This window comes from Proteus sp. PR00224 (assembly GCF_016238105.1).
Classification (GTDB): Bacteria; Pseudomonadota; Gammaproteobacteria; order Enterobacterales; family Enterobacteriaceae; genus Proteus.
Window position 1 is genome coordinate 171,997 of record NZ_JAEHQU010000003.1, and the last position, 20,480, is coordinate 192,476.

The 20,480-nt window shown below is 34.4% G+C and carries 12 protein-coding genes and 1 other annotated feature; of the genes, 9 read left to right on the top strand and 3 right to left on the bottom strand.

Annotation, left to right across the window (positions count from 1 at the left end; translation table 11 throughout):
- The first annotated feature begins 290 nt into the window (after positions 1 to 290).
- Both sltY and trpR read left to right on the top strand, forming a co-directional pair.
- On the top strand, positions 291 to 2,210 hold the full coding sequence (gene sltY, locus JEP71_RS06830) for a murein transglycosylase (RefSeq protein ID WP_198625962.1): 1,920 nt from the start codon (positions 291 to 293) through the stop codon (positions 2,208 to 2,210).
- A gap of 100 nt (positions 2,211 to 2,310) precedes the next feature.
- Positions 2,311 to 2,622 (top strand): trp operon repressor, encoded by a 312-nt coding sequence (trpR, locus tag JEP71_RS06835; protein WP_036911763.1) that lies wholly within the window; start codon positions 2,311 to 2,313, stop codon positions 2,620 to 2,622.
- A 138-nt stretch (positions 2,623 to 2,760) separates the two neighbouring features.
- On the opposite strand, the gene yjjX is transcribed toward trpR, so the two are convergent.
- Positions 2,761 to 3,297 carry an inosine/xanthosine triphosphatase gene (gene yjjX, locus JEP71_RS06840; protein ID WP_023580954.1) on the bottom strand — a complete coding sequence of 179 codons (537 nt, stop codon included), beginning with the start codon at positions 3,295 to 3,297 and terminating at the stop codon, positions 2,761 to 2,763.
- Positions 3,298 to 3,348: 51 nt separating this feature from the next.
- Between yjjX and gpmB the strand changes: the two genes are divergently transcribed.
- Positions 3,349 to 3,996: a 2,3-diphosphoglycerate-dependent phosphoglycerate mutase GpmB gene (gene gpmB / locus JEP71_RS06845; RefSeq protein ID WP_109371869.1), complete on the top strand. Its 648-nt coding sequence runs from the start codon at positions 3,349 to 3,351 to the stop codon at positions 3,994 to 3,996.
- A 43-nt stretch (positions 3,997 to 4,039) separates the two neighbouring features.
- On the opposite strand, the gene robA is transcribed toward gpmB, so the two are convergent.
- The gene (robA, locus tag JEP71_RS06850) at positions 4,040 to 4,948 is read right to left on the bottom strand and encodes an MDR efflux pump AcrAB transcriptional activator RobA (RefSeq protein ID WP_198619302.1); all 909 of its coding nucleotides are present in this window, start codon (positions 4,946 to 4,948) and stop codon (positions 4,040 to 4,042) included.
- 227 nt (positions 4,949 to 5,175) lie between these two features.
- Here robA and creA point away from each other — a divergent pair, with 227 nt between their 5' ends.
- Complete coding sequence (gene creA / locus JEP71_RS06855) at positions 5,176 to 5,634, top strand: protein CreA (protein WP_198619446.1); 459 nt, start codon at positions 5,176 to 5,178, stop codon at positions 5,632 to 5,634.
- Positions 5,635 to 5,845: 211 nt separating this feature from the next.
- On the opposite strand, the gene arcA is transcribed toward creA, so the two are convergent.
- Positions 5,846 to 6,562, bottom strand: a complete 717-nt coding sequence (arcA, locus tag JEP71_RS06860; protein WP_006535263.1) for a two-component system response regulator ArcA — start codon at positions 6,560 to 6,562, stop codon at positions 5,846 to 5,848.
- 663 nt (positions 6,563 to 7,225) lie between these two features.
- Positions 7,226 to 7,346, top strand: a sequence feature (Thr leader region).
- A 22-nt stretch (positions 7,347 to 7,368) separates the two neighbouring features.
- On the opposite strand from arcA, the gene thrA reads away from it, so the two are divergent.
- The 5 genes from thrA to JEP71_RS17535 all read left to right on the top strand — a co-directional run bounded on the left by thrA (position 7,369) and on the right by JEP71_RS17535 (position 20,431).
- Complete coding sequence (gene thrA / locus JEP71_RS06865) at positions 7,369 to 9,828, top strand: bifunctional aspartate kinase/homoserine dehydrogenase I (RefSeq protein ID WP_198619303.1); 2,460 nt, start codon at positions 7,369 to 7,371, stop codon at positions 9,826 to 9,828.
- The gene (gene thrB, locus JEP71_RS06870) at positions 9,810 to 10,760 is read left to right on the top strand and encodes a homoserine kinase (protein WP_198619304.1); all 951 of its coding nucleotides are present in this window, start codon (positions 9,810 to 9,812) and stop codon (positions 10,758 to 10,760) included. The genes thrA and thrB overlap by 19 nt, the downstream gene beginning before the upstream one ends.
- Positions 10,761 to 10,763: 3 nt before the next feature.
- Complete coding sequence (gene thrC, locus JEP71_RS06875) at positions 10,764 to 12,056, top strand: threonine synthase (protein WP_198625963.1); 1,293 nt, start codon at positions 10,764 to 10,766, stop codon at positions 12,054 to 12,056.
- Between the two features lie 189 nt (positions 12,057 to 12,245).
- Positions 12,246 to 16,154: a hypothetical protein gene (locus JEP71_RS17530; protein ID WP_232797547.1), complete on the top strand. Its 3,909-nt coding sequence runs from the start codon at positions 12,246 to 12,248 to the stop codon at positions 16,152 to 16,154.
- 59 nt (positions 16,155 to 16,213) lie between these two features.
- Entirely contained in the window at positions 16,214 to 20,431 is a 4,218-nt protein-coding gene (locus tag JEP71_RS17535) for a calcium-binding protein (RefSeq protein WP_232797548.1), read from the top strand.
- Positions 20,432 to 20,480 lie beyond the last annotated feature (49 nt).

Here is a 20,480-nt window from a genome sequence, read left to right on the forward strand (position 1 = left end):
CGCTAAAAACAAATTTTTTGTGATTAAGTCGCGTGTTTATGGTACCAAAATGAACAATAGCAAAGTCAATGCCAGTATTTTGCCAAAGACCCGAAAATGATGAAAGTCGCCAGTATACCCGATTTATAAAAGAAAACCTTAGTCAAAAGAGAGGTTTTTATCCACCTTTCGTACTTCCTCTGAAAGTAAAGAAAATTTCTCTTAAAGAGGGGAACTTACATTGTTAATGATTATCATATTAGCTAATGTATTCACTCTTTGGTGGTTCTATTTGAGGTGGGAGAAATAACGTGGTGAAGCAAAAGTGGTCGTTAGCATTGGCAATTGGGGCATTGTGTTTTTCTACATGGGTGCAAGCAGATTCATTAAGTGAACAACGTGCCCGTTATCAAGAAATTAAGTCAGCATGGGATCTGAAAAAAACAGATGAAGTAGAAAAACTACTACCTACATTACAAAACTATCCACTTTATCCTTATCTGGAATACCGTCAAATTACGGATAATCTTGATATTATTGCGCCAGCAGTGGTTACTGAATTTGTTGCTAAATATCCCACATTACCACCAGCAAAAGCGCTTCCTTCACTGTTTGTGAATGAATTGGCTAAACGCCAAGAGTGGCAGAACTTACTGACTTTTAGCCCCAATCCACCAAATCCTAAAGCTGCAAGATGTAATTATTATTATGCAAAATGGGCAACAGGTGATATTCAAACGGCATGGGTAGGGGCTAAAGAAGCATGGCTTAATGGCACATCAATGCCATCAAGTTGTGATTCACTTTTTGATGAATGGCAAAAAGCTAATCAATTAACACCCGAGTTGGTGTTAGAACGCATTAATTTAGCGGTTAAAAATGGTAATACGGCGCTTGCTGCTTACTTGGCTCGACGTCTCCCTGAAAATTATCAAACCATTAGTGATGCCTTGGTTGAATTGCAAGACTATCCCAATTTAGTTGGACGCTATGCAACCACTCTTTCACCGACAGATTTCACACGTTCAATCATACAATCTGCATTTTCACGTTGGGCAAGAAAAGACGCAGATGCAGCAAGAGCACAACTGGACAATATCGCGCATGCACAAAAAATGACAGCCAGTGAGCGCCAGTTAATGCGTGATACTGTGGCGTGGCAATATATGCCTTATGCGACACCAGAGCAGGTAAAATGGCGTGATAGCGTTATTCAAGATACAGCATCAGATACATTGCGTGAGCGCCGTGTACGCCTAGCATTAAGCCAAAACCAACCTGCTGAATTGGCATTGTGGTTAGAAAGGCTCTCTCCGGAAAGTAAAAATAAGGAAGAGTGGCGTTATTGGCGAGCAATGGTGTTGCAATCACAAGGTAAAAACAGTGAAGCACAAGCTATTTTAGAAGCGCTAACACAAAATCGTGGTTTTTACCCAATGGTTGCAGCTGCCAAATTAGGTAAGCCTTATGTGATGGTGATAGATAAAGCCCCAAGTGTTTCATCAAACATCCCTAATCAGCCAGAAATACAGCGTGTTCGTGAATTGATGTATTGGCAGATGGATAACTTAGCGCGATCAGAGTGGGCAAACTATGTTGCTTCACAGCCAGCGCAAATACAGTCTGAATTAGCGCGTTATGCGTATGAGCAAAAATGGGCTGATTTAGCGGTGCAAGCCACGATCACAGGGAAAATGTGGGATCATCTAGAAGAACGCTTCCCTCTTGCTTGGAAAAATGAGTTTGAGCAATATACGAAAGATAAATCGATCGACCGCAATTATGCGATGGCGATTGCTCGCCAAGAAAGTGCGTGGAATCCTCAAGCCCGTTCTTCAGCGGGTGCAACAGGTTTAATGCAGGTTATGCCAAAAACAGCAGAGTTTACGGTAAAACAAGCGGGGATTACGGGATATACAAGTAGTGCGCAATTGACAAATCCTGTGAAGAATATTGAGATTGGTACCGCTTATCTTGATTCTGTCTATCAGCGTTTTAACCAAAACCGTATTTTAGCAAGTGCTGCGTACAATGCGGGGCCTGCGCGTGTTGATCGTTGGTTATCTGATGCAAATGGTCAATTAGATGCAATTGCTTTTGTTGAAAGTATTCCTTTTGCTGAAACTCGTGGTTATGTGAAAAACGTACTCTCTTTTGCTGTTTTCTATAGCTATTTTGCGGGCGAACAGCAGCCAGTACTGACTGAAAATGAGTGGAATAGCCGATATTAAAGGATAAAAAAAGGATTTATTGTTGGAGCCTCTTTGTACATTAGCAAAGTATGATATAGTTTGTACTAGTTAATGAGTGTGGCAAAAAGAGGTTCCCACGATGCAAGATCCTGCATTATCACCTGAAGAGAATGAGCACTGGCTAAGATTTGTAGAGTTATTACAACATGCTTTTGAGCAAGATGTGCAATTTCCTATTTTACAACTTTTAATGACACCTGATGAACGTAGTGCTTTGGCAACTCGAGTTCGCATTGTGCAAGAGTTAATGCGAGGGGATTTAAGTCAGCGTGAGTTAAAAGAAGAGTTAGGCGTTGGCATTGCCACCATCACTAGAGGCTCTAATAGTTTAAAAACAGCGCCACATGATGTGAAATTATGGCTTGAAAAAGAGCTAATGACGAAAAAATAGTCGTGTTGTTACTCTCTAGACTAGAATAATAAAAAGCCATTTAATTATTTGATTAAATGGCTTTTTTTGTTTCTTTTTTATCTAACAGCAAACTTATCTAGAAGCTGGGTTATCTAAAAAAACGCATTAGATTAATTATTAATCTTCTTTTTGATTGAGTTCTTTATAGATATCATGAGTGACTGGTACTAATGCCAGCACTAATGCTTGTTGATACACAGAAGTACGACTGAGTAGGCCATCAGTAAAATAACCAATCGCACCGCCACGCTGTTTAATGTTGTCAATTTTTGTTAAGAAAGCCATTTCATCGCCAAGCTCACGACCTTCACGGATCCCTTTTAAGATCTGTTCTGGTAGCATAAGGCTTGCTGAGCGTGATTCTCCACGAATTTGACCATGTTCGACAACAATCCAAGCAAAGGTCATATCATCTTCTATACCGGCTTCGACGCCAACCCAAAAATCAGCTTCAGGGCGAACTTGACGAGCCGCCATCACACGTTGACGTGCGCCAGTTCTCGTTTCTGTATTTCCGATAGGTTGCTGTGGAACACGACTATCGACATTAATATCTTCAATATCAAAGGTATCTTTACCGAATACTTGCTCAAAGGCGAGTTTTATCGCGTTGATTTTTGCTGGATTCGTAGTGGCTGCAATGACATGATACATAATGAATTAATCATCCTTTGAAAAATTAGAGCAGTATAACGGAAAAAATGTATGTTACAGGTCTATCTTGTTCGCCACGGTGAAACTGAATGGAACGTGGCGAGACGTATTCAAGGGCAATCTGATAGCCCACTAACAGCAAATGGTGTGCGTCAAGCACAGCAAGTTGCTGAAAAAGTAAAATCAGCAGGCATTACCCACATTATCTCAAGCGATCTTGGCCGTACTCGTCAAACGGCAGAAATCATTGCACAAGCTTGTGGCTGTGAAGTGATAACTGACCCACGTTTACGTGAACTCAATATGGGCGTTCTTGAACAACGAGAGATCGCAACATTAAAGACACAAGAAGAGGCTTGGCGCAAGAGTTTGATTGATGGTACACCTGATGGACGAATTCCCCAAGGAGAATCAATGGCAGAATTAGCAAGTCGTATGCAGGCTGCGCTAAATCAATGTCTTGATTTACCCGCAAATAGCCGCCCACTCTTAGTCAGTCATGGTATTGCTTTAGGGTGCTTACTGAGTACGGTATTAGGATTACCTGCATATGCAGAACGCCGTTTAAGACTACGTAATTGCTCAATTTCACGCGTTGATTATCAAAATAGCCCTTGGCTTGCTAATGGTTGGGTGATTGAAACAGCGGGTGATGTGAGTCATCTTACTGATACTGCATTAGATGAAGTTCAGCGCTAAAAAATAAAAGCTCTCTTTCTCATATTACAAAGAGAGCTTTTTCTTATGCGGTTACATCTTCGCGTTTAATTGGAATGTAATATTCAAAACGTTCGATATGATCTTGTGGCTCAGTCACCATCTCATTGCTGTAACTCACATTTTTAAGATAGTATTTTTCAACGTCATAGCCTTTACGGCGCGTTAATCCCATATTAGGTAAGCAGACACCATAAATTAGGAATAAAAATTCCTGCATTGCACCACGTTTTGCCTCACCTTCAAAATCAAAGCGAATGTAATCACCGCCAGCAAGAGAGACTTCATTTGCTGCATCATCATCGATAAACGTTGCATAATCTGGCTCAACGGCAGTTGTGTAAAGCACACGTTGTTCGTCTTCATGCTCATCGCTATGTTGTGCGTGGTGAAGCCCATAAACTTGATGAGGGACAGCGCTTATCTTGCTCATGTAGTAACGCCAGAAGGTTTGGCGCATGTTAGAGCAGGCTTCAGCCCATTGCTCAAGGGTGTGGCTACAAGTTTGCTCAATACCAATTAATTTCTTCTCAGATAGCGTTACAAATTCCCATTTAGGTAAATTTTGAGGATCTAAGGTAATTGGTGGACAAATTCCTACCGCACACCATTCATCAGTACGACGATAAAGTGCGGGTGTTCTATCAAATTGCTTTTTAAAAGCGCGGGTAAAAGTCTGTTGAGAATCAAAACGATATTGCAAAGCAATGTCTAAAATAGGGCGGCTCGTTAAACGTAATGCAACGGCTGCACGAGATAGACGCCTTGAACGAATATAAGAACCAATCGCTTGTCCTGTAACTTCTTTAAACATGCGTTGTAGATGCCACTTGGAGTAACCCGCTTTGGTTGCGACATTATCGAGGGATAATGGCTTGTCTAGGTTATTATCAAGCCAAGCGAGCAAATCACGTATGATGTTGGTTTGATCCATACATCTCCCTTAGTCATATTCGTTTGTTTATTGCAGTAGAAGTAGATGGTAAAGAGCCTGAACATCTATAACAAGTTATATTGTTAGACAATCGTAAAATATAGTCTTTTTCATCGACTAATGTACACAAATTCTTCTATCAGTTAGTAATAGATTGTTTTATTCTAGACAAAACTATTTTCTCATCTTTTCAATGGAACTAGGTAAATATGTTAAATTTCAAAAAGATGCTAGCAATATCTATATTACTCCCTTTTTCTTTGATGGCAAAAGCAGAAGAAATTGGCTACGTGGATACGGTATTTAAGTTTTTTGGCGCTAACCATAAAATTGTGATTGAAGCATTTGATGATCCTGAAGTTAAAAATGTCACATGTTATTTAAGCCGAGCAAAAACTGGGGGCATTTCAGGGAGTTTAGGTCTTGCTGAAGATACTGCTGATGCGGCTATCTCTTGCCAGCAAGTAGGGCCTATTGAACTAAGCGAAAAGGTTATTAAAGGGAAAAATAATGGTGATGTTGTTTTCCAGAAAAGAACATCATTAGTATTTAAAAAGCTTCAAGTTGTACGTTTTTACGATAAACAGCGCCATGCTTTAGTTTATCTGACTTACTCTGATAAAGTCATTGATGGTTCGCCAAAAAATGCGATTAGTGCAGTACCTATTATGCCGTGGAAAGAGTGATTTTTATTTACTAGAGAAATTAATGGTTAATAAAATTAATACGAATAAGGTTTAAAATTTTTTTAAAAAAGAAGTTATATTTTTTATCAAAATAGTTGCTGAGATCAATTTTCACTATTTGTGATTTTATTAATCCTTCTTTAGATAAAAGAAACCCCCGAATGGTAATTCGGGGGTTTTTGTTAAGAAAGTGTTTGAGATAGAATCAAAATCACTCGTCTAAATCACCACAGAAGCGATAACCTTCACCATGAATTGTTGCAATGATTTCTGGTGTATCTGGTGTTGACTCAAAATGCTTACGAATACGACGGATAGTTACGTCAACCGTACGATCATGAGGTTTCAGTTCACGGCCTGTCATTTTCTTCAGTAATTCTGCACGAGTTTGGATTTTTCCTGGATTCTCGCAGAAATGTAGCATCGCACGAAATTCACTGCGTGGTAATTTATATTGTTCACCAGCAGGGCTGATTAGTGAGCGACTGTTAATATCAAGCTCCCAACCATTGAATTTATAGCTTTCCACTAAACGGCGTTCTTCTGTGCCATTAACTAAATTCATGGTACGTGACAGTAAGTTACGTGCACGAATCGTTAATTCACGAGGGTTAAATGGTTTAGTAATGTAATCATCGGCACCAATTTCTAGGCCTAAGATTTTATCAACTTCATTATCACGACCGGTCAGGAACATTAATGCAACACTTGCCTGTTCACGTAATTCACGAGCAAGTAACAGCCCGTTTTTACCAGGAAGGTTAATGTCCATAATGACCAGATTAATATCATGATCAGATAGAACATTGTGCATTTCGTTGCCATCAGTGGCTTCGTGTACGATATACCCTTCAGCTTCGAATATGCTTTTCAGGGTATTACGAGTAACAACTTCGTCTTCAACAATCAGAATGTGCGGGGTTTGCATATTTGCTACCTAAAATTACCAAAAATAGAAAAAGGAAATCTGTGTTTAACTTCTGTGTGCGCTTGTGTGGTTATTCATTTTTGTTATTAGCACGTAAAAACTAGACCCAGATTGAAATTCGATAAATAACCATCACGTTATTACAAAACTTGCAATTTTAATCGACAATGAACGCTAAAATCAGAATGCAAAACGCCCATAGTCTATTAACAGCAATATAACACCAGTTGTATTAAATACCATCTAAAAAGCTAACTTTTGTTGACACATATCAAAATCAAGATAACAGCTTAACCTTGATTTCAATAGTTAACTATATAATTTGATTTATGTAATGTAAAAGAAAAATATATGTTAAATATAGTGGGGGTTTATTTTTTTTCCAGTTTTGTTACACAATTTAAAGTAGCATAAAATACCTTATTCCTAATAAAAGTACAAATCCCCAAATAACTCTAAAATAGTAGCTTTATTTTCTTTGTTTATCCCTTTGTGATAGCAATATCTATACTACAATAGGAGTAAGGATCGAATAAATTTTATTTAAGTTGAGTTTATTTTTTGGTGCAAAAAAAGAAAAAATTTGACATCTCTCTCGCTTTGCTTTAACCAGTATATAGTCAAACTAAATTTGAGACAGACAGGATAGTTATGCGTATTTACAGCCCAGCTAAAATGACAATTATTACCACCACCACCGGAATCTTATATTGCGGGGCGGGCTGTCGCATATAAAAAACGAAAATCGAAAAAGCCCGCATTGAGAAATGCGGGTTTTTTTTTGGGTGAAAAATCAGGAGAGCTGTATGCGAGTGTTAAAATTTGGGGGAACTTCAGTTGCCAACGCAGAGCGTGTGCTGAATGTTGCTGATATCGCTGAGAAAAAAAGAGAGCAAGGACAAGTCGCTCTTGTATTATCAGCACCAGCCAAGATAACTAACTACTTGGTTGCAATGATTGAAAAAACGGCAGAAGGCGAAGATCCTCTCACTCAAGTACGAGAAGCCGAGCAAATTTTTGCCAACTTATTACAAGGTTTAAGAGAAAAACAACCTGGTTTTGACTATGAGCGCTTAAAAGATAAAGTTGAGCGTGAATTTGCAGAGATCAAACATATTCTTCATGGGATCTCTTTATTAGGCCAATGTCCTGATAGCATCAATGCAGCGATGATTTGTCGTGGTGAAAAGCTCTCTATCGCTATAATGGGATCCGTTTTGCAGGCTCGTGGCTATAATGTCACTGTGATCGATCCGGTCAAAAATTTACTCGCACAAGGTCATTATTTAGAATCAACAGTTGATATTCCTGAGTCTACTCGCCGCATCTTAGAACTCAATATCGCAAAAGACGATATGATTTTAATGGCAGGTTTTACTGCGGGTAATGAAAAGAATGAACTCGTGGTATTAGGTCGTAATGGTTCAGACTACTCTGCTGCTGTGTTAGCCGCTTGCTTACGTGCAGAGTGTTGTGAAATTTGGACTGATGTTGACGGTGTTTATACTTGTGATCCTCGTTTAGTTCCTGATGCACGTCTGTTAAAAGGCATGTCTTATCAAGAAGCGATGGAACTCTCTTACTTCGGCGCTAAAGTACTTCATCCTCGCACTATTGCTCCAATCGCCCAATTCCAAATTCCTTGTTTAATAAAAAACACAGGCAACCCAGATGCGCCAGGTACATTAATTGGTGATGGTCAAAAAGATGATAGTACACCAGTTAAAGGGATCACCAACCTTAATAATATGGCGATGATCAACGTATCAGGCCCTGGTATGAAAGGTATGGTGGGGATGGCCGCTCGAGTGTTCTCTGTTATGTCAAGAGCGGGTATTTCTGTTGTTCTGATTACACAATCTTCTTCTGAATACAGCATCAGCTTTTGTGTACCGCAAAAAGAACTTATTAGAGCGCAAAAAGCCTTATCAGATGAATTTTATTTAGAATTAAAAGACGGTGTACTTGATCCATTAGATATCATGGAAAACGTCGCTATCATCTCCGTTGTAGGTGATGGTATGCGTACTTTAAAAGGGATCTCAGCGCGTTTCTTCTCTGCTTTAACCCGTGGCAATATCAATATCGTTGCGATTGCTCAAGGCTCTTCAGAGCGCTCTATTTCTGCCGTTATTGCGAATGATTCTGCAACTAACGCGGTGCGTTTATGCCATCAAATGCTTTTCAACACTAATCAAATTGTTGAAGTCTTTATTGTCGGTGTTGGTGGTGTTGGCAACGCATTAATTGAACAAATCCATCGCCAGCAAGCATGGTTGAAAAATAAGCATATCGATCTTCGTGTATGTGGTATTGCTAACTCAAGAGCCATGCTGACAGATATGCAAGGTATTGATTTAGATAATTGGCAACAAGAACTTAAAGAAGCCAAAGAGCCTTTTAGCTTTAGTCAGCTTATTCGTTTAGAAAAAGAGTACCACTTCTTAAATCCAGTGATCGTTGATTGCACATCAAACGAAGAAATTGCGCGACAATACGCAAATTTCTTACAAAATGGCTTTAACGTGGTTACACCAAACAAAAAAGCGAATACGCTGTCGATGGACTATTACTACCAAATTCGACAAGCAGCGGAAGCTTCACGCCGTAAGTTCTTGTATGACACTAACGTTGGCGCAGGTTTACCGGTTATTGAAAACTTACAAAACTTGCTCAATGCGGGCGATGAGTTAGTTCAATTTAATGGTATTCTTTCAGGCTCCTTGTCATACATTTTTGGTCAACTAGATGAAGGTAAAAGCTTATCTGAAGCGACTCTTTCAGCAAAAGATAAAGGTTTTACAGAGCCTGATCCTCGAGATGATCTTTCTGGTATGGATGTTGCGCGTAAACTGCTTATTTTAGCGCGTGAAGCGGGTTATAAATTAGAACTCAGTGATATCGATGTAGAGCCTGTGCTGCCTGTTTCATTTGATAGCTCAGGTGATGTAGCCAGCTTCTTAAACCGTTTACCTCAAGTTGATGTTGAATTTGATGCAAAAGTCGAAGAAGCACAAAAAGCAGGTAAGGTATTACGTTATGTTGGCATCATCAATGAAGGAAAATGCCAAGTTAAGATAATGGCAGTTGATGCAAATGATCCTCTGTTTAAAGTGAAAAATGGTGAAAATGCTTTAGCCTTTTACACTCGCTACTATCAACCTATTCCATTGGTATTACGTGGATATGGTGCTGGTAATGATGTTACTGCTGCTGGGGTGTTTGCAGATGTATTACGTACCTTATCATGGAAATTGGGAGTTTAAGCGTGGTTAAAGTTTATGCACCGGCATCAATCGGCAACGTGAGTGTCGGATTTGATGTCCTTGGCGCGGCAGTTTCACCTATTGATGGGCAATTACTGGGTGATTGTGTCACCGTTGAAGCGGCTTCGGCATTTACACTTGAAAGTAAAGGGCACTTTGTTAGCAAATTACCTTCAGATCCTAAGCAAAACATTGTGTATCAATGTTGGCAGTTATTTTGTGAAAAATTAGGCAAAGAACTTTCTGTTGCAATGACGCTTGAGAAAAATATGCCAATTGGTTCTGGTTTAGGATCAAGTGCTTGTTCTGTTGTTGCGGCATTGGTTGCACTTAATGAATTTGCCCAAAAGCCTTTTGGTGAGAGACAATTGCTGCTGATGATGGGGGAGCTTGAAGGTCGTATTTCAGGTAGTGTGCACTATGATAATGTTGCACCTTGTTATTTAGGTGGGTTACAACTTATTTTGGAACAAAATGGCACTATTTGTCAGTCTGTACCAACATTTGATGATTGGTATTGGGTTATGGCATATCCGGGAATTAAAGTTTCTACGGCAGAAGCTAGAGCGATTTTACCAAAACAATACTCTAAAGCAGACATCATTAACCACGGTCGTTATTTATCGGGTTTTATTCATGCTTGCCATACTCAGCAATCAGGACTAGCCGCTAATTTGATGCAAGATGTGATTGCAGAGCCTTATCGTACCCAACTTCTTCCGGGGTTTGAAAAAGCCAGAGAGGCTTCGCAGAAGAAAGGTGCATTAGCTTGTGGTATTTCCGGCTCAGGCCCTACCATTTTTACGATTAGTGATTCATTAGAAATCGCACAAGAGATGGCCGAATGGCTGAAACAAAACTATGTACAAAACAGTGAAGGCTTTGTACATATCTGCCGTATAGATACGCGTGGCGCAAGACAGATAGGATAAGTCATGAAATTATATAATTTGAAAGATAATCAAGAGCAAGTCAGTTTTGCTCAAGCAGTAAAACAAGGTTTGGGTAAACAACAAGGGCTCTTTTTTCCACAAGACTTACCTTCGTTTTCTAAAGCTGAAATTGATGAATTATTAGCACTTGATTTTGCAACACGTAGTAGCCGTATTTTAACAGCCTTTATTGGTGATGAAATTCCTGCTGATGTATTAGAAAAACGTATTAGCACCGCATTTGCATTTCCTGCACCGGTAACCCAAGTTGAAGATGATGTAAGTTGTTTAGAGCTTTTCCACGGCCCGACACTGGCATTTAAAGACTTTGGTGGTCGTTTTATGGCGCAAATGTTGTCAGAAGTTGCTGGCAACCAACCTGTTACTATTTTAACAGCAACATCAGGTGATACAGGCGCTGCTGTAGCTCATGCTTTCTACAAATTAGAAAATGTACAAGTTGTTATTCTTTATCCTGAAGGCAAAATTAGCCCGTTACAGGAAAAACTGTTCTGTACATTAGGTGAAAACATTCACACTGTTGCAATTAAAGATGATTTTGATGCTTGTCAGTCATTAGTGAAACAGGCTTTTGATGATGAGTTCTTAAAGAAAACAATGTATTTGAACTCAGCGAACTCCATTAATATCAGTCGTTTGCTTGCTCAAATTTGTTATTATTTTGAGGCCGTTGCTCAAATCCCTGCGGAAAAACATGAGCAGCTAGTGATTTCAGTACCAAGTGGTAACTTTGGTGATCTAACGGCGGGTTTACTCGCTAAATCTCTGGGATTACCTGTAAAACGCTTTATTGCGGCAACAAACGTAAATGATACCGTTCCTCGCTATTTAGATAATGGTAAATGGGAACCTCATCGCACTGTGGCGACGCTTTCTAATGCGATGGATGTTAGCCAACCTAATAACTGGCCACGTATTGAAGAATTGTATCGTCGTAAAGGTTGGGATCTTTCTGATCTTGCTCATGGTTCAGTGAGTGATGAAACAACAGAAGAAACGGTGCGTGAACTCGCGAAGAAAGGCTATATTTCAGAGCCTCATGCCGCGGTTGCTTACCGTTTACTGCGTGATGAGCTGAAAGAGGGCGAATATGGTCTGTTCTTGGGGACAGCTCATCCCGCGAAATTTAAAGAGAGTGTAGAGCGTATTTTAGGTGGGGAGTTGCCATTACCTAAGGAGCTAGCCGAGCGTGCAGATAAAGAATTGCTTTCGCACTTCTTACCTGCTGATTTTGCGCAGTTACGTGAGTTTTTATTAGAACGTGCGCCTAAATAAAAATTAATAATTTTGAAATAATTAATTTCTAATTTAATTAATTATTTATCATAAAAAAAGCCCAACATTATGTTGGGCTTTTTTTATGAATGAAATTTTAAAAATAGGAAAATAAGGATTTAAAAAAGAGAATTTGAATTATATATTTTTTTTAGAGGGATATATCTATTCAATAAAAAGGAATGAAATATGATTGGATTCAGAAAGTTGATTTTTAAAGATGATATAAATAGAATTGCATTAATAATAGAAAATCATATAAAAGAGCATAGCGCAGAATTATTCTGTAAATTTGAATCCGTAAAAAGGGTATTAACTGAAAATTACACCTCGATCCTTATTTCTAAAAATGAGTATGAAGCAAATGAATTTCTTAGAAGAATAGAAAATAATTTTTCACTCTATAATAAGAATGAATTTACTAAAAATATTGATTTTGTCAGAGTAAAAATCAATTTAAGTATAGAAAATCTATTTTTAAATAGTGTTAAATTAACAGCTAGAGAGCCGATTAAAATAAAAAAAGAACGTATGAAGACTCTTCTTTTTCAGCATTCTTCGGGAACCTATTATGTGGAATTGGAGAACAAAATTTTTATTTTAGAAATAGATAATGAAAATAATATATTTAAAATAATTGATTTTGAAGGTGAATCCGTTTTTTTTTACAGTAAAGATGATTTGATTAATAGTATAGAAAATACAATTAAAAGAAATAATAATGACGATTTTTTATATTATCGCAATTATAATAAAAAAGAGTATTCTAATTACTTTAACTTAAATGAAGATTGGAATGTAAGTAATAACGATATAATAAATGAAATTATTAGTGATATAAAAATAAAAAAACAGATAGATATTGACTCACGTTTTTCGATTGAGCTTAATGAAAGCTACCCCTATAAAAATATTTTTATTATATGGGATAAGATAGAAAAAACCGAGAAAGTATTACATATCTATATTGATGATATAGAAGAGGCATTTACGATTGCGAAATCTAAATATAGCCAGATACCTGAAAATGGAGAGTATCTAATTTATAAATTGGGTACTGGCTGGTTTACGACTAAGATAAAAAATAATGTAGAAAAGCGATTTTCACAATATGAGGATCTACTTAAGCCGCTTGAGAAAATAATGAGCCGAGTTAATCTTATTGCTTCAACAGAAACTAATTATGATTTTAGTCATGTCCAATCACTTGCTGGATTATGCTATGGCTTGAGTTTGAGTTATTTATTAGAGATTAGAAATAGTGGATTAGAAGGGGGGCATAAATATTTATTTTGGCTAAAAGAAAATATTTCTTCTTATCAAAATGAAAAGGGAATTATACTAAATAAATTAGACTCTATTTTATTTAATAATATACAAGAGTATGAAGTATTAAATTTGATGAAAGAAGTAAAAAATATTATTTTTGCTCAACATTTTCAAATGGAAAGGTTATGTAATAAAGTTCAATATTTTGTTTTTGATTCGTTAAAGTCGGCTCAATATGATGAAGTATTAAATAAGAAAGGGTTGGGGAAATCAAATATTCATCAACTTGGTTTTAGTCAAGAAGAAGTCAGTCATCATATAGATCGAATTATACAAGGATATAATGATTATTATGCCATTATTGCATTCAAAGATCATGCTATAGCCATTGCATATAAAAAATATTCTGAAAACAATTACAAGTTTACATTATTTGATTCAAATAGTGAGTTATTTGAGTTTTCTGATCCTTTGCCTATAAAAGAAGTATTGGCAAGCAAAATGGATTTTTATGGAGCTCATGAAATAGAAGGTAAAAAATATATTAATTTTGATGAGTATAAAAAAACAGATTCATTAAATTATAGAAGTGTGTGGAATAATGATGATGTTGATATCAATAAAGGCATTGCTGAAAGTATAAAGAAAATAGGCTTTTCATTACCTTTTAGCGAGGGTGTTACAGGACGTGTTATTCATTATAGTGAACAGCGAGATCTTATTCTCGAGCTTAAAAAAGAGAATGTTTTAATAGAAGTTGTTGTAAAAAATTCATATGTTGATGAGGGTATTTACTTAGTTAAGCATCATATTAATGATATTCTTGGAAATAATCAGGCAAGTAAGATTATTTTGAATAAAAATGATGATAATAGTATTTATATTGACGTGGTCGAATTCAATAATTTCCAAGAGATCAAAAAAAGAAATGGATATGTTGAATTTAATGATATTTATTACAGGAATTTAATTGAAATAAATAGCTATTTAGTTAAAGGAAATAAATCAAAAGAATTAAAAGAAATCGTTTCTTTAATAGATATATTAAATGGAAATATCTATTTTGATAAATTAACGGCTAGTTTTTCTCTAATTAATAAAATAAATTTATTTAATTATAATAAGAATGTCTCACTTATTGGGGTTTTAAATAAGGTTAAAAATAAGTTAGAAGATAAATTGTTTTACGATAGATTGAGTTATGGAAAAGAAAAATTAATTACACTTGCTGAAAAAAATAGTTTAGTGGCTGCAAAGCTTTATCAATTAATGGTGAATGAAATTAATGATGGTTCTCATGGTGTTAGTAATTTTATTTATAATCAAATTATAGAGAGTCCCTATTTATTATTGGATAAAAATAGAAATGCTGGCATTGAGGGGTACGATTACACTATTGAATTTAAAAATAACTACCAATATTTAATTGAGATAATTGAACACATTGATATCCCTGAATTAAAAAACACATTTCTGATAGAGGATAATAATAAACTACATTTAAAAGAGAACTATCAAAAACTATCAAAATATAGAGATAATGAAGATATAAATAAACTGCTTGATTTAATTGAAATTGAAATAGATGTTAAAAAAGGTAATAATTTAAGCACTTATAGTGACTTATACTTTGATTACTTTAGAAATAATCAATTTTCAAATAGAATGATCGCCCATGAAATAAATCAGTTAGAAGCCTATTTTAATAATAATTATCGTGAGAGGAATTATGGTTATCATCCAAACAATTTTTATGTTAATGAAGAAAATATTCATATTCTTTTTGATAAATCATTAAATCAAAATAGAAATAAAATAGATTGTAGTTATTTATTATTTGACGATAATAAAGATAACTTTAATTTCTTATTTGATGATAAGAATTTATTTAATGGGAGGAATATTGATAACATTATTATAGATAGTATAGATGCTTACTATCAAGATGATATAATAATTTATTTTTATAATGGTGTTAAAAGTGAGGGTTTAAGTATTTACTTAAATGATAAACCAGAAATAAGCGATTTTCTTGATTATTGTTTAAAAAATAAAATAAGAATTATTGCAACAGGAAATGAAGATGATAGTTTTTTTCAGCAAGATTTTATTAGACAAAAAAATGATGTTGAAAAATTACATAATATTATTTTAGAAAATCAATTTTTTAATGAAAAAACGATTGTTTTTGCTAAAAAAGAAAAGTTATTGAGTTATCAATCGGGTGATTTTTTTATTGAGGGTATTGCTCAACGATTAAATATGCCGATCTACCAGATTATTGATAATAAGGTTTCTCTTTTAATAGACAACATTATTGTTAAGCCACTTATTGAGAGACAGTATATCGATAAACCTTTACTTGCCAGTGTGGTATCAAACAATGTAATTATATCTGAGGCGGAGTTTGATGATTTTATATCTATTTCAATAGAAGAAAAAATCAGTATTGAAAATAAAAATCACACTAAAGAGATCTATCAATTACTTTCTAACCTGTATCCTAACTATCGAGATAATGAAGAATTTAAATTAGGTTATAATAAAGATATTAAAACGGTTATTTTTGATTATTCAGATAAAATAACAATATCTGATGTTCTAGATTATATTAAACTAAATCATTACAATCTTAATATTTATCAAATTGGAACTATTGTTAATAAAGTCGATCACCTTAGTGCTGAACAGCATAGGGAAATATTAAAGGAACTTAGTCAAAAAATTATCAGTAATGATATTTCAATAAGTACCGCATGCAGAAAATATCTATATGAGCTATCTTCTTTTTTTAAAACTTCAGATGAAAATGATATAGAAAAAAATTAACACAAGTAATACATGATCCATTAGTTAATAAAAAATTCAATCAATATTTGATGAGCGAAATGACATATCAACAATGGCTATCATTGGACTCATTGTCAGAAGAAAAATTGACATTAACAAAAAAAACAAATCAAGCAATAGAAATTATTCATGCAATTTATGACAATCCAACATTAATTAAAAAATTAAGCTTACTTTCAAAAAATCTTCTGACTACATTTTTTGATAAAAACAAAAAAGGTATTTTATATCGAGTATTGCTAGAGAATGTATCAACATTTGAAAACTATAAAAAAATAATAAACAAACTTCAAAATATCATTTTTATGACTCGCAATAAAATGATACTTGAATCATCATCACCAGAAATAGCATTAAAGAAAGCAAGTGATTTAAATTCGTCAGATATTTTAGATGTGAAAGATAAGATCTTTGATTATAAAAATAAAGAGATAATAAAAATAAATGATTTCTTTTTTGATAAAAGTTTATTAGTCAGTTTAGGTGCTAAGGTAAGTGGAAAAAATATCGATGACATTGATCTCAGTAAGATAGAAAAGTGGGACTTAAAATTAACATTTGATCCTTATCACCTTAATGATTATTTTCTATCAATATCAGGTAGTGAAAAGGATAAAAAAGTCATCTCTTTGTTTCGTTATTTATTAAATAATAAAGAAGAGAAAATTAAATATCTCCTTTCTAATGATGTAAATAGAATCGACTATCTTGCTGCATCTGAACGATTAACTAAAATGATTAAGCTAGGAAATAAAGGCTACAGTGATAAAGATTGGAATTTATTAAGAAATGCATCATTAACACTTCCTCGACATATGAAAATAATTAGTAAAATTGGTTACGCTAATATTACTTATGGTATGTGGCAGTCAATTAATTCCACTTTTATGCTTGCTGAACAACTAAATAACCCATTGTTATCGCCTAAAGAGCGAAAAGAGATCATTAATAACTTAGCTATTATGTGGTCTGAGATGGCTTACAATGGTCTTTCTGAATTGATTGAAATTACATTAGCTAAAGGATTGCTAAAATATCGTCATAATCCACTTGAATATGTAAGTAAGATAAGTACAAAAGTAGGGATTGGACTTAATGTTCTTTCTATCGGATTTGATATTTATAATGCCTATGATAATTTTAGCCGAATTTCTGGTGAAAATAATGAAAAAAGGAAAATTGATTATATTGTTAATGGTTCCTTTGCTGTTGTATCTGGGTTGGTTACGCTAGGAGTTTCTATTGCAATGCTTGCAGGTTCAACGATTGCAGGCCCTATTGGTATTGTGGCGGGTGCAGTTATTGCACTTGCAACATCGATTTATAATGCAGCAAGGCTTATTGAAGAAGCAAAGATAAAGGTAAATTTTACGCCATCAGAAGAACTTAATAATGGTTTTTATGCCTTTTTAATGGGGGATTTACTGCCAAATAAAAAGAATGAAATCATCTATTTAGAAACAGAAACACAATTAGAAGAGATGATTGACAAAAATGCAGTCAATTATCTTGATGAGATAAAAAAACAAAATCATCAGAGCCGTTATTTTTATACAAATGAAAAACAGGTTTACCAAGAATATTATTATTATAAAGTCATACCAAACTTAATGGGAAAAACATTAGATTCAATTTTAAATCCATTAGGAGAATATGTTGCTCAACGGATATCTCAAAATATGAGCCAAGAAGTAGCTGAAAAAATAGCTGCACTTTCTTATCATCTTCGCTCAGAAAAAACAGAATATAAGTATTATCTTCCTAAAGAAGCAATAGCAACCCATGAGACACTGATTTTTGATGTTGATTTTTATGTTAATGAATTGAATCGCTATACAATGGATATTATTTCCGATGATGATTCTCCCATTTTTGATAATATGGTAGATAGCGATTTTTTAAAAAATATAAGAACAAATAGAGAAAATATAATTAATGTATTAGGTGTGGAAAATTTATCGGAAAGTTTAATAAAAGCTAATCAGTATGAAAAATATTATTTCTCAGATTGGAATGAGAATGAAAAATTCTATTTTAATACCTATCATGGTAATGATGTTATTGCAGCACCTTTAATTACTCAAAATACCTTTGATATTTATAATGGTACTAAACGATTAAGTGGAGGCGAAAAAAATGATATGTTCAATTTGTTTTCCTCTGAATCGCCACTTTATGCGAGTCGTTTTTATGGCAGAGAGGGAAATGACACACTTCGTATTATAAAAATAACAAACAAATATACGGGATATGAGGTTAGTTTATCTAATAACTATGTTAAATTCAGACAATCAGAAGAACAAACAAACAGTCAAAATTTTCATTCAAAGCTATTTCTTTATCAAGAGAATGGGCGTTTGTATTCAAAGCAATTAGTTGATTCTATGCCTAATATTGTCTTACAAGATCAAAATGTGATTGCCTATTTAGACAGTATTGAGAACGTAATTGGTAGCGAGGCTGGTGATGATATTATTTATGGTAACCAAGAGAATAATTATTTAGATGGTGCTGGCGGTACCGATTTATTATATGGGTTAGGAGGAAATGATACTCTGGTTTTACGAGAAGGTTATGCTGAAGGGGGGGAGGGAAATGATAGCTATGTTATTTTAAGATCTTCTTTAGAAAAAAATTATAATATTCAATTTCAAACAATTATTAATGAAGTGAGTCATATCGAGTCTAGTATTGTGCAATTAAACTATCATTTTGATGAAATTGCTGCTATTTCTCGTCAAGAAAAAGATATTATTTTTGATATAAAAGTAAATGATGGAAATGAAAATAATGAATTAATTTATCACTCTATAAAATTAAAAAATGTTTATGATGATTCTGTAAATAATACGCTTTCACATTGTTATACGTTAATAACTCAAGATGGTTTTTTACTCACGTTGGATGAAAATACTAAAGATAAAATATTATACAAATTTAGTTATTTAGAACAATATAATAAATCAAAACTCATTATTAAAGACTTTTATATTAATGAGATTGAAAAATTAATTATTACGGCTTTTAAAAGTAAGAGTAGAAATATAAAATTATTGCCTGAATTTGAATACAGTGGTTTCTTATCTGGAACAAATTTACGACTTGGTATTCACGGGAATAACCAAAATAATAATTATTTGGGTATTGATTCTAACTCATACATTAAATTGAGTCAGGGCAATGACAACTATCAAATAAAAACATTTTTAACAAAAAATAAGAATGAAAGAGTGAATATTTTACTGTCTGACTATATTGATAAACTAACTGATGATAATGTGAGCCATTTCTTTTTAACAGATATAAGTGGTTTTGATTTGACATTTAAAGATGGTCTTTTATCTCATCGCTATCTTCCAGATGATTATTTAACGCTATCTTTCGATCCAACGCTATTAAATAAAATTGTCGATACAAACGTGACTATTCGATTAATAGATAAAGACAATGTTGTTTTTACACTTCCTACAAAAGAGAGCCAACAACATTTATTAACACCAATGACGGATCTAAATTTTACTATTAGTGCAGGAAATGATGTGCTTATGATCCCTGAATCACTGACCTTAAATAAAGAGGCATTATCGACTTATTCACTTGATTCACCTTACTCTTTGTTAAGATCTATTTTAATGACTCAACAGAAACCACACAATCAATCAATTGAACACTTGCCTATTCTCGAGTTAATGGCAGGTGATGATATCGTCGTTAATCATAATAAATGTAGCTCGGTGATTGATGGCGGAGAGGGCGATGATCATATTGTGGTTAATCACGGACATCATATTTTAATTGCGGGAGAGGGGAACGATAATCTCAGTGCAGGAAGTGGAAATGATCTTTTGATCTCTGAATCAGGTCTTGATTATTTAAGTGGTGGGAGTGGTAGTAATATTTATATCGTGAACAAGCGTTATGGTGAAGTCACTATTTATGATGAAGGCGAAAATAGCCAACTTTTTATTTCAGGATTATCTGAACATGATGAATTCATTTCTTCTCAAGTGGGTGACGATTGGCAGTATAGAACAGAAGATGGTCAATTTATTTTAACCCTAAAAACAAAAGAAAATCAGACGAATAGCTCGGTTACAATTATCAAAACAGAAAACACACTTTCAATGCAATCCCTCGCTTCTATTATTCAAGAAATGGCGCAATTTAATGAACAACAATTGACAACAATGCAAGGTAGTGAATTTATTCCATCTCCAACATGGTCACCATTATCACTAGTGGCAAAACATTTGTGAGCCTCAATATAAAAAAACAGCACTGATTTTAGTGCTGTTTTTATTGATA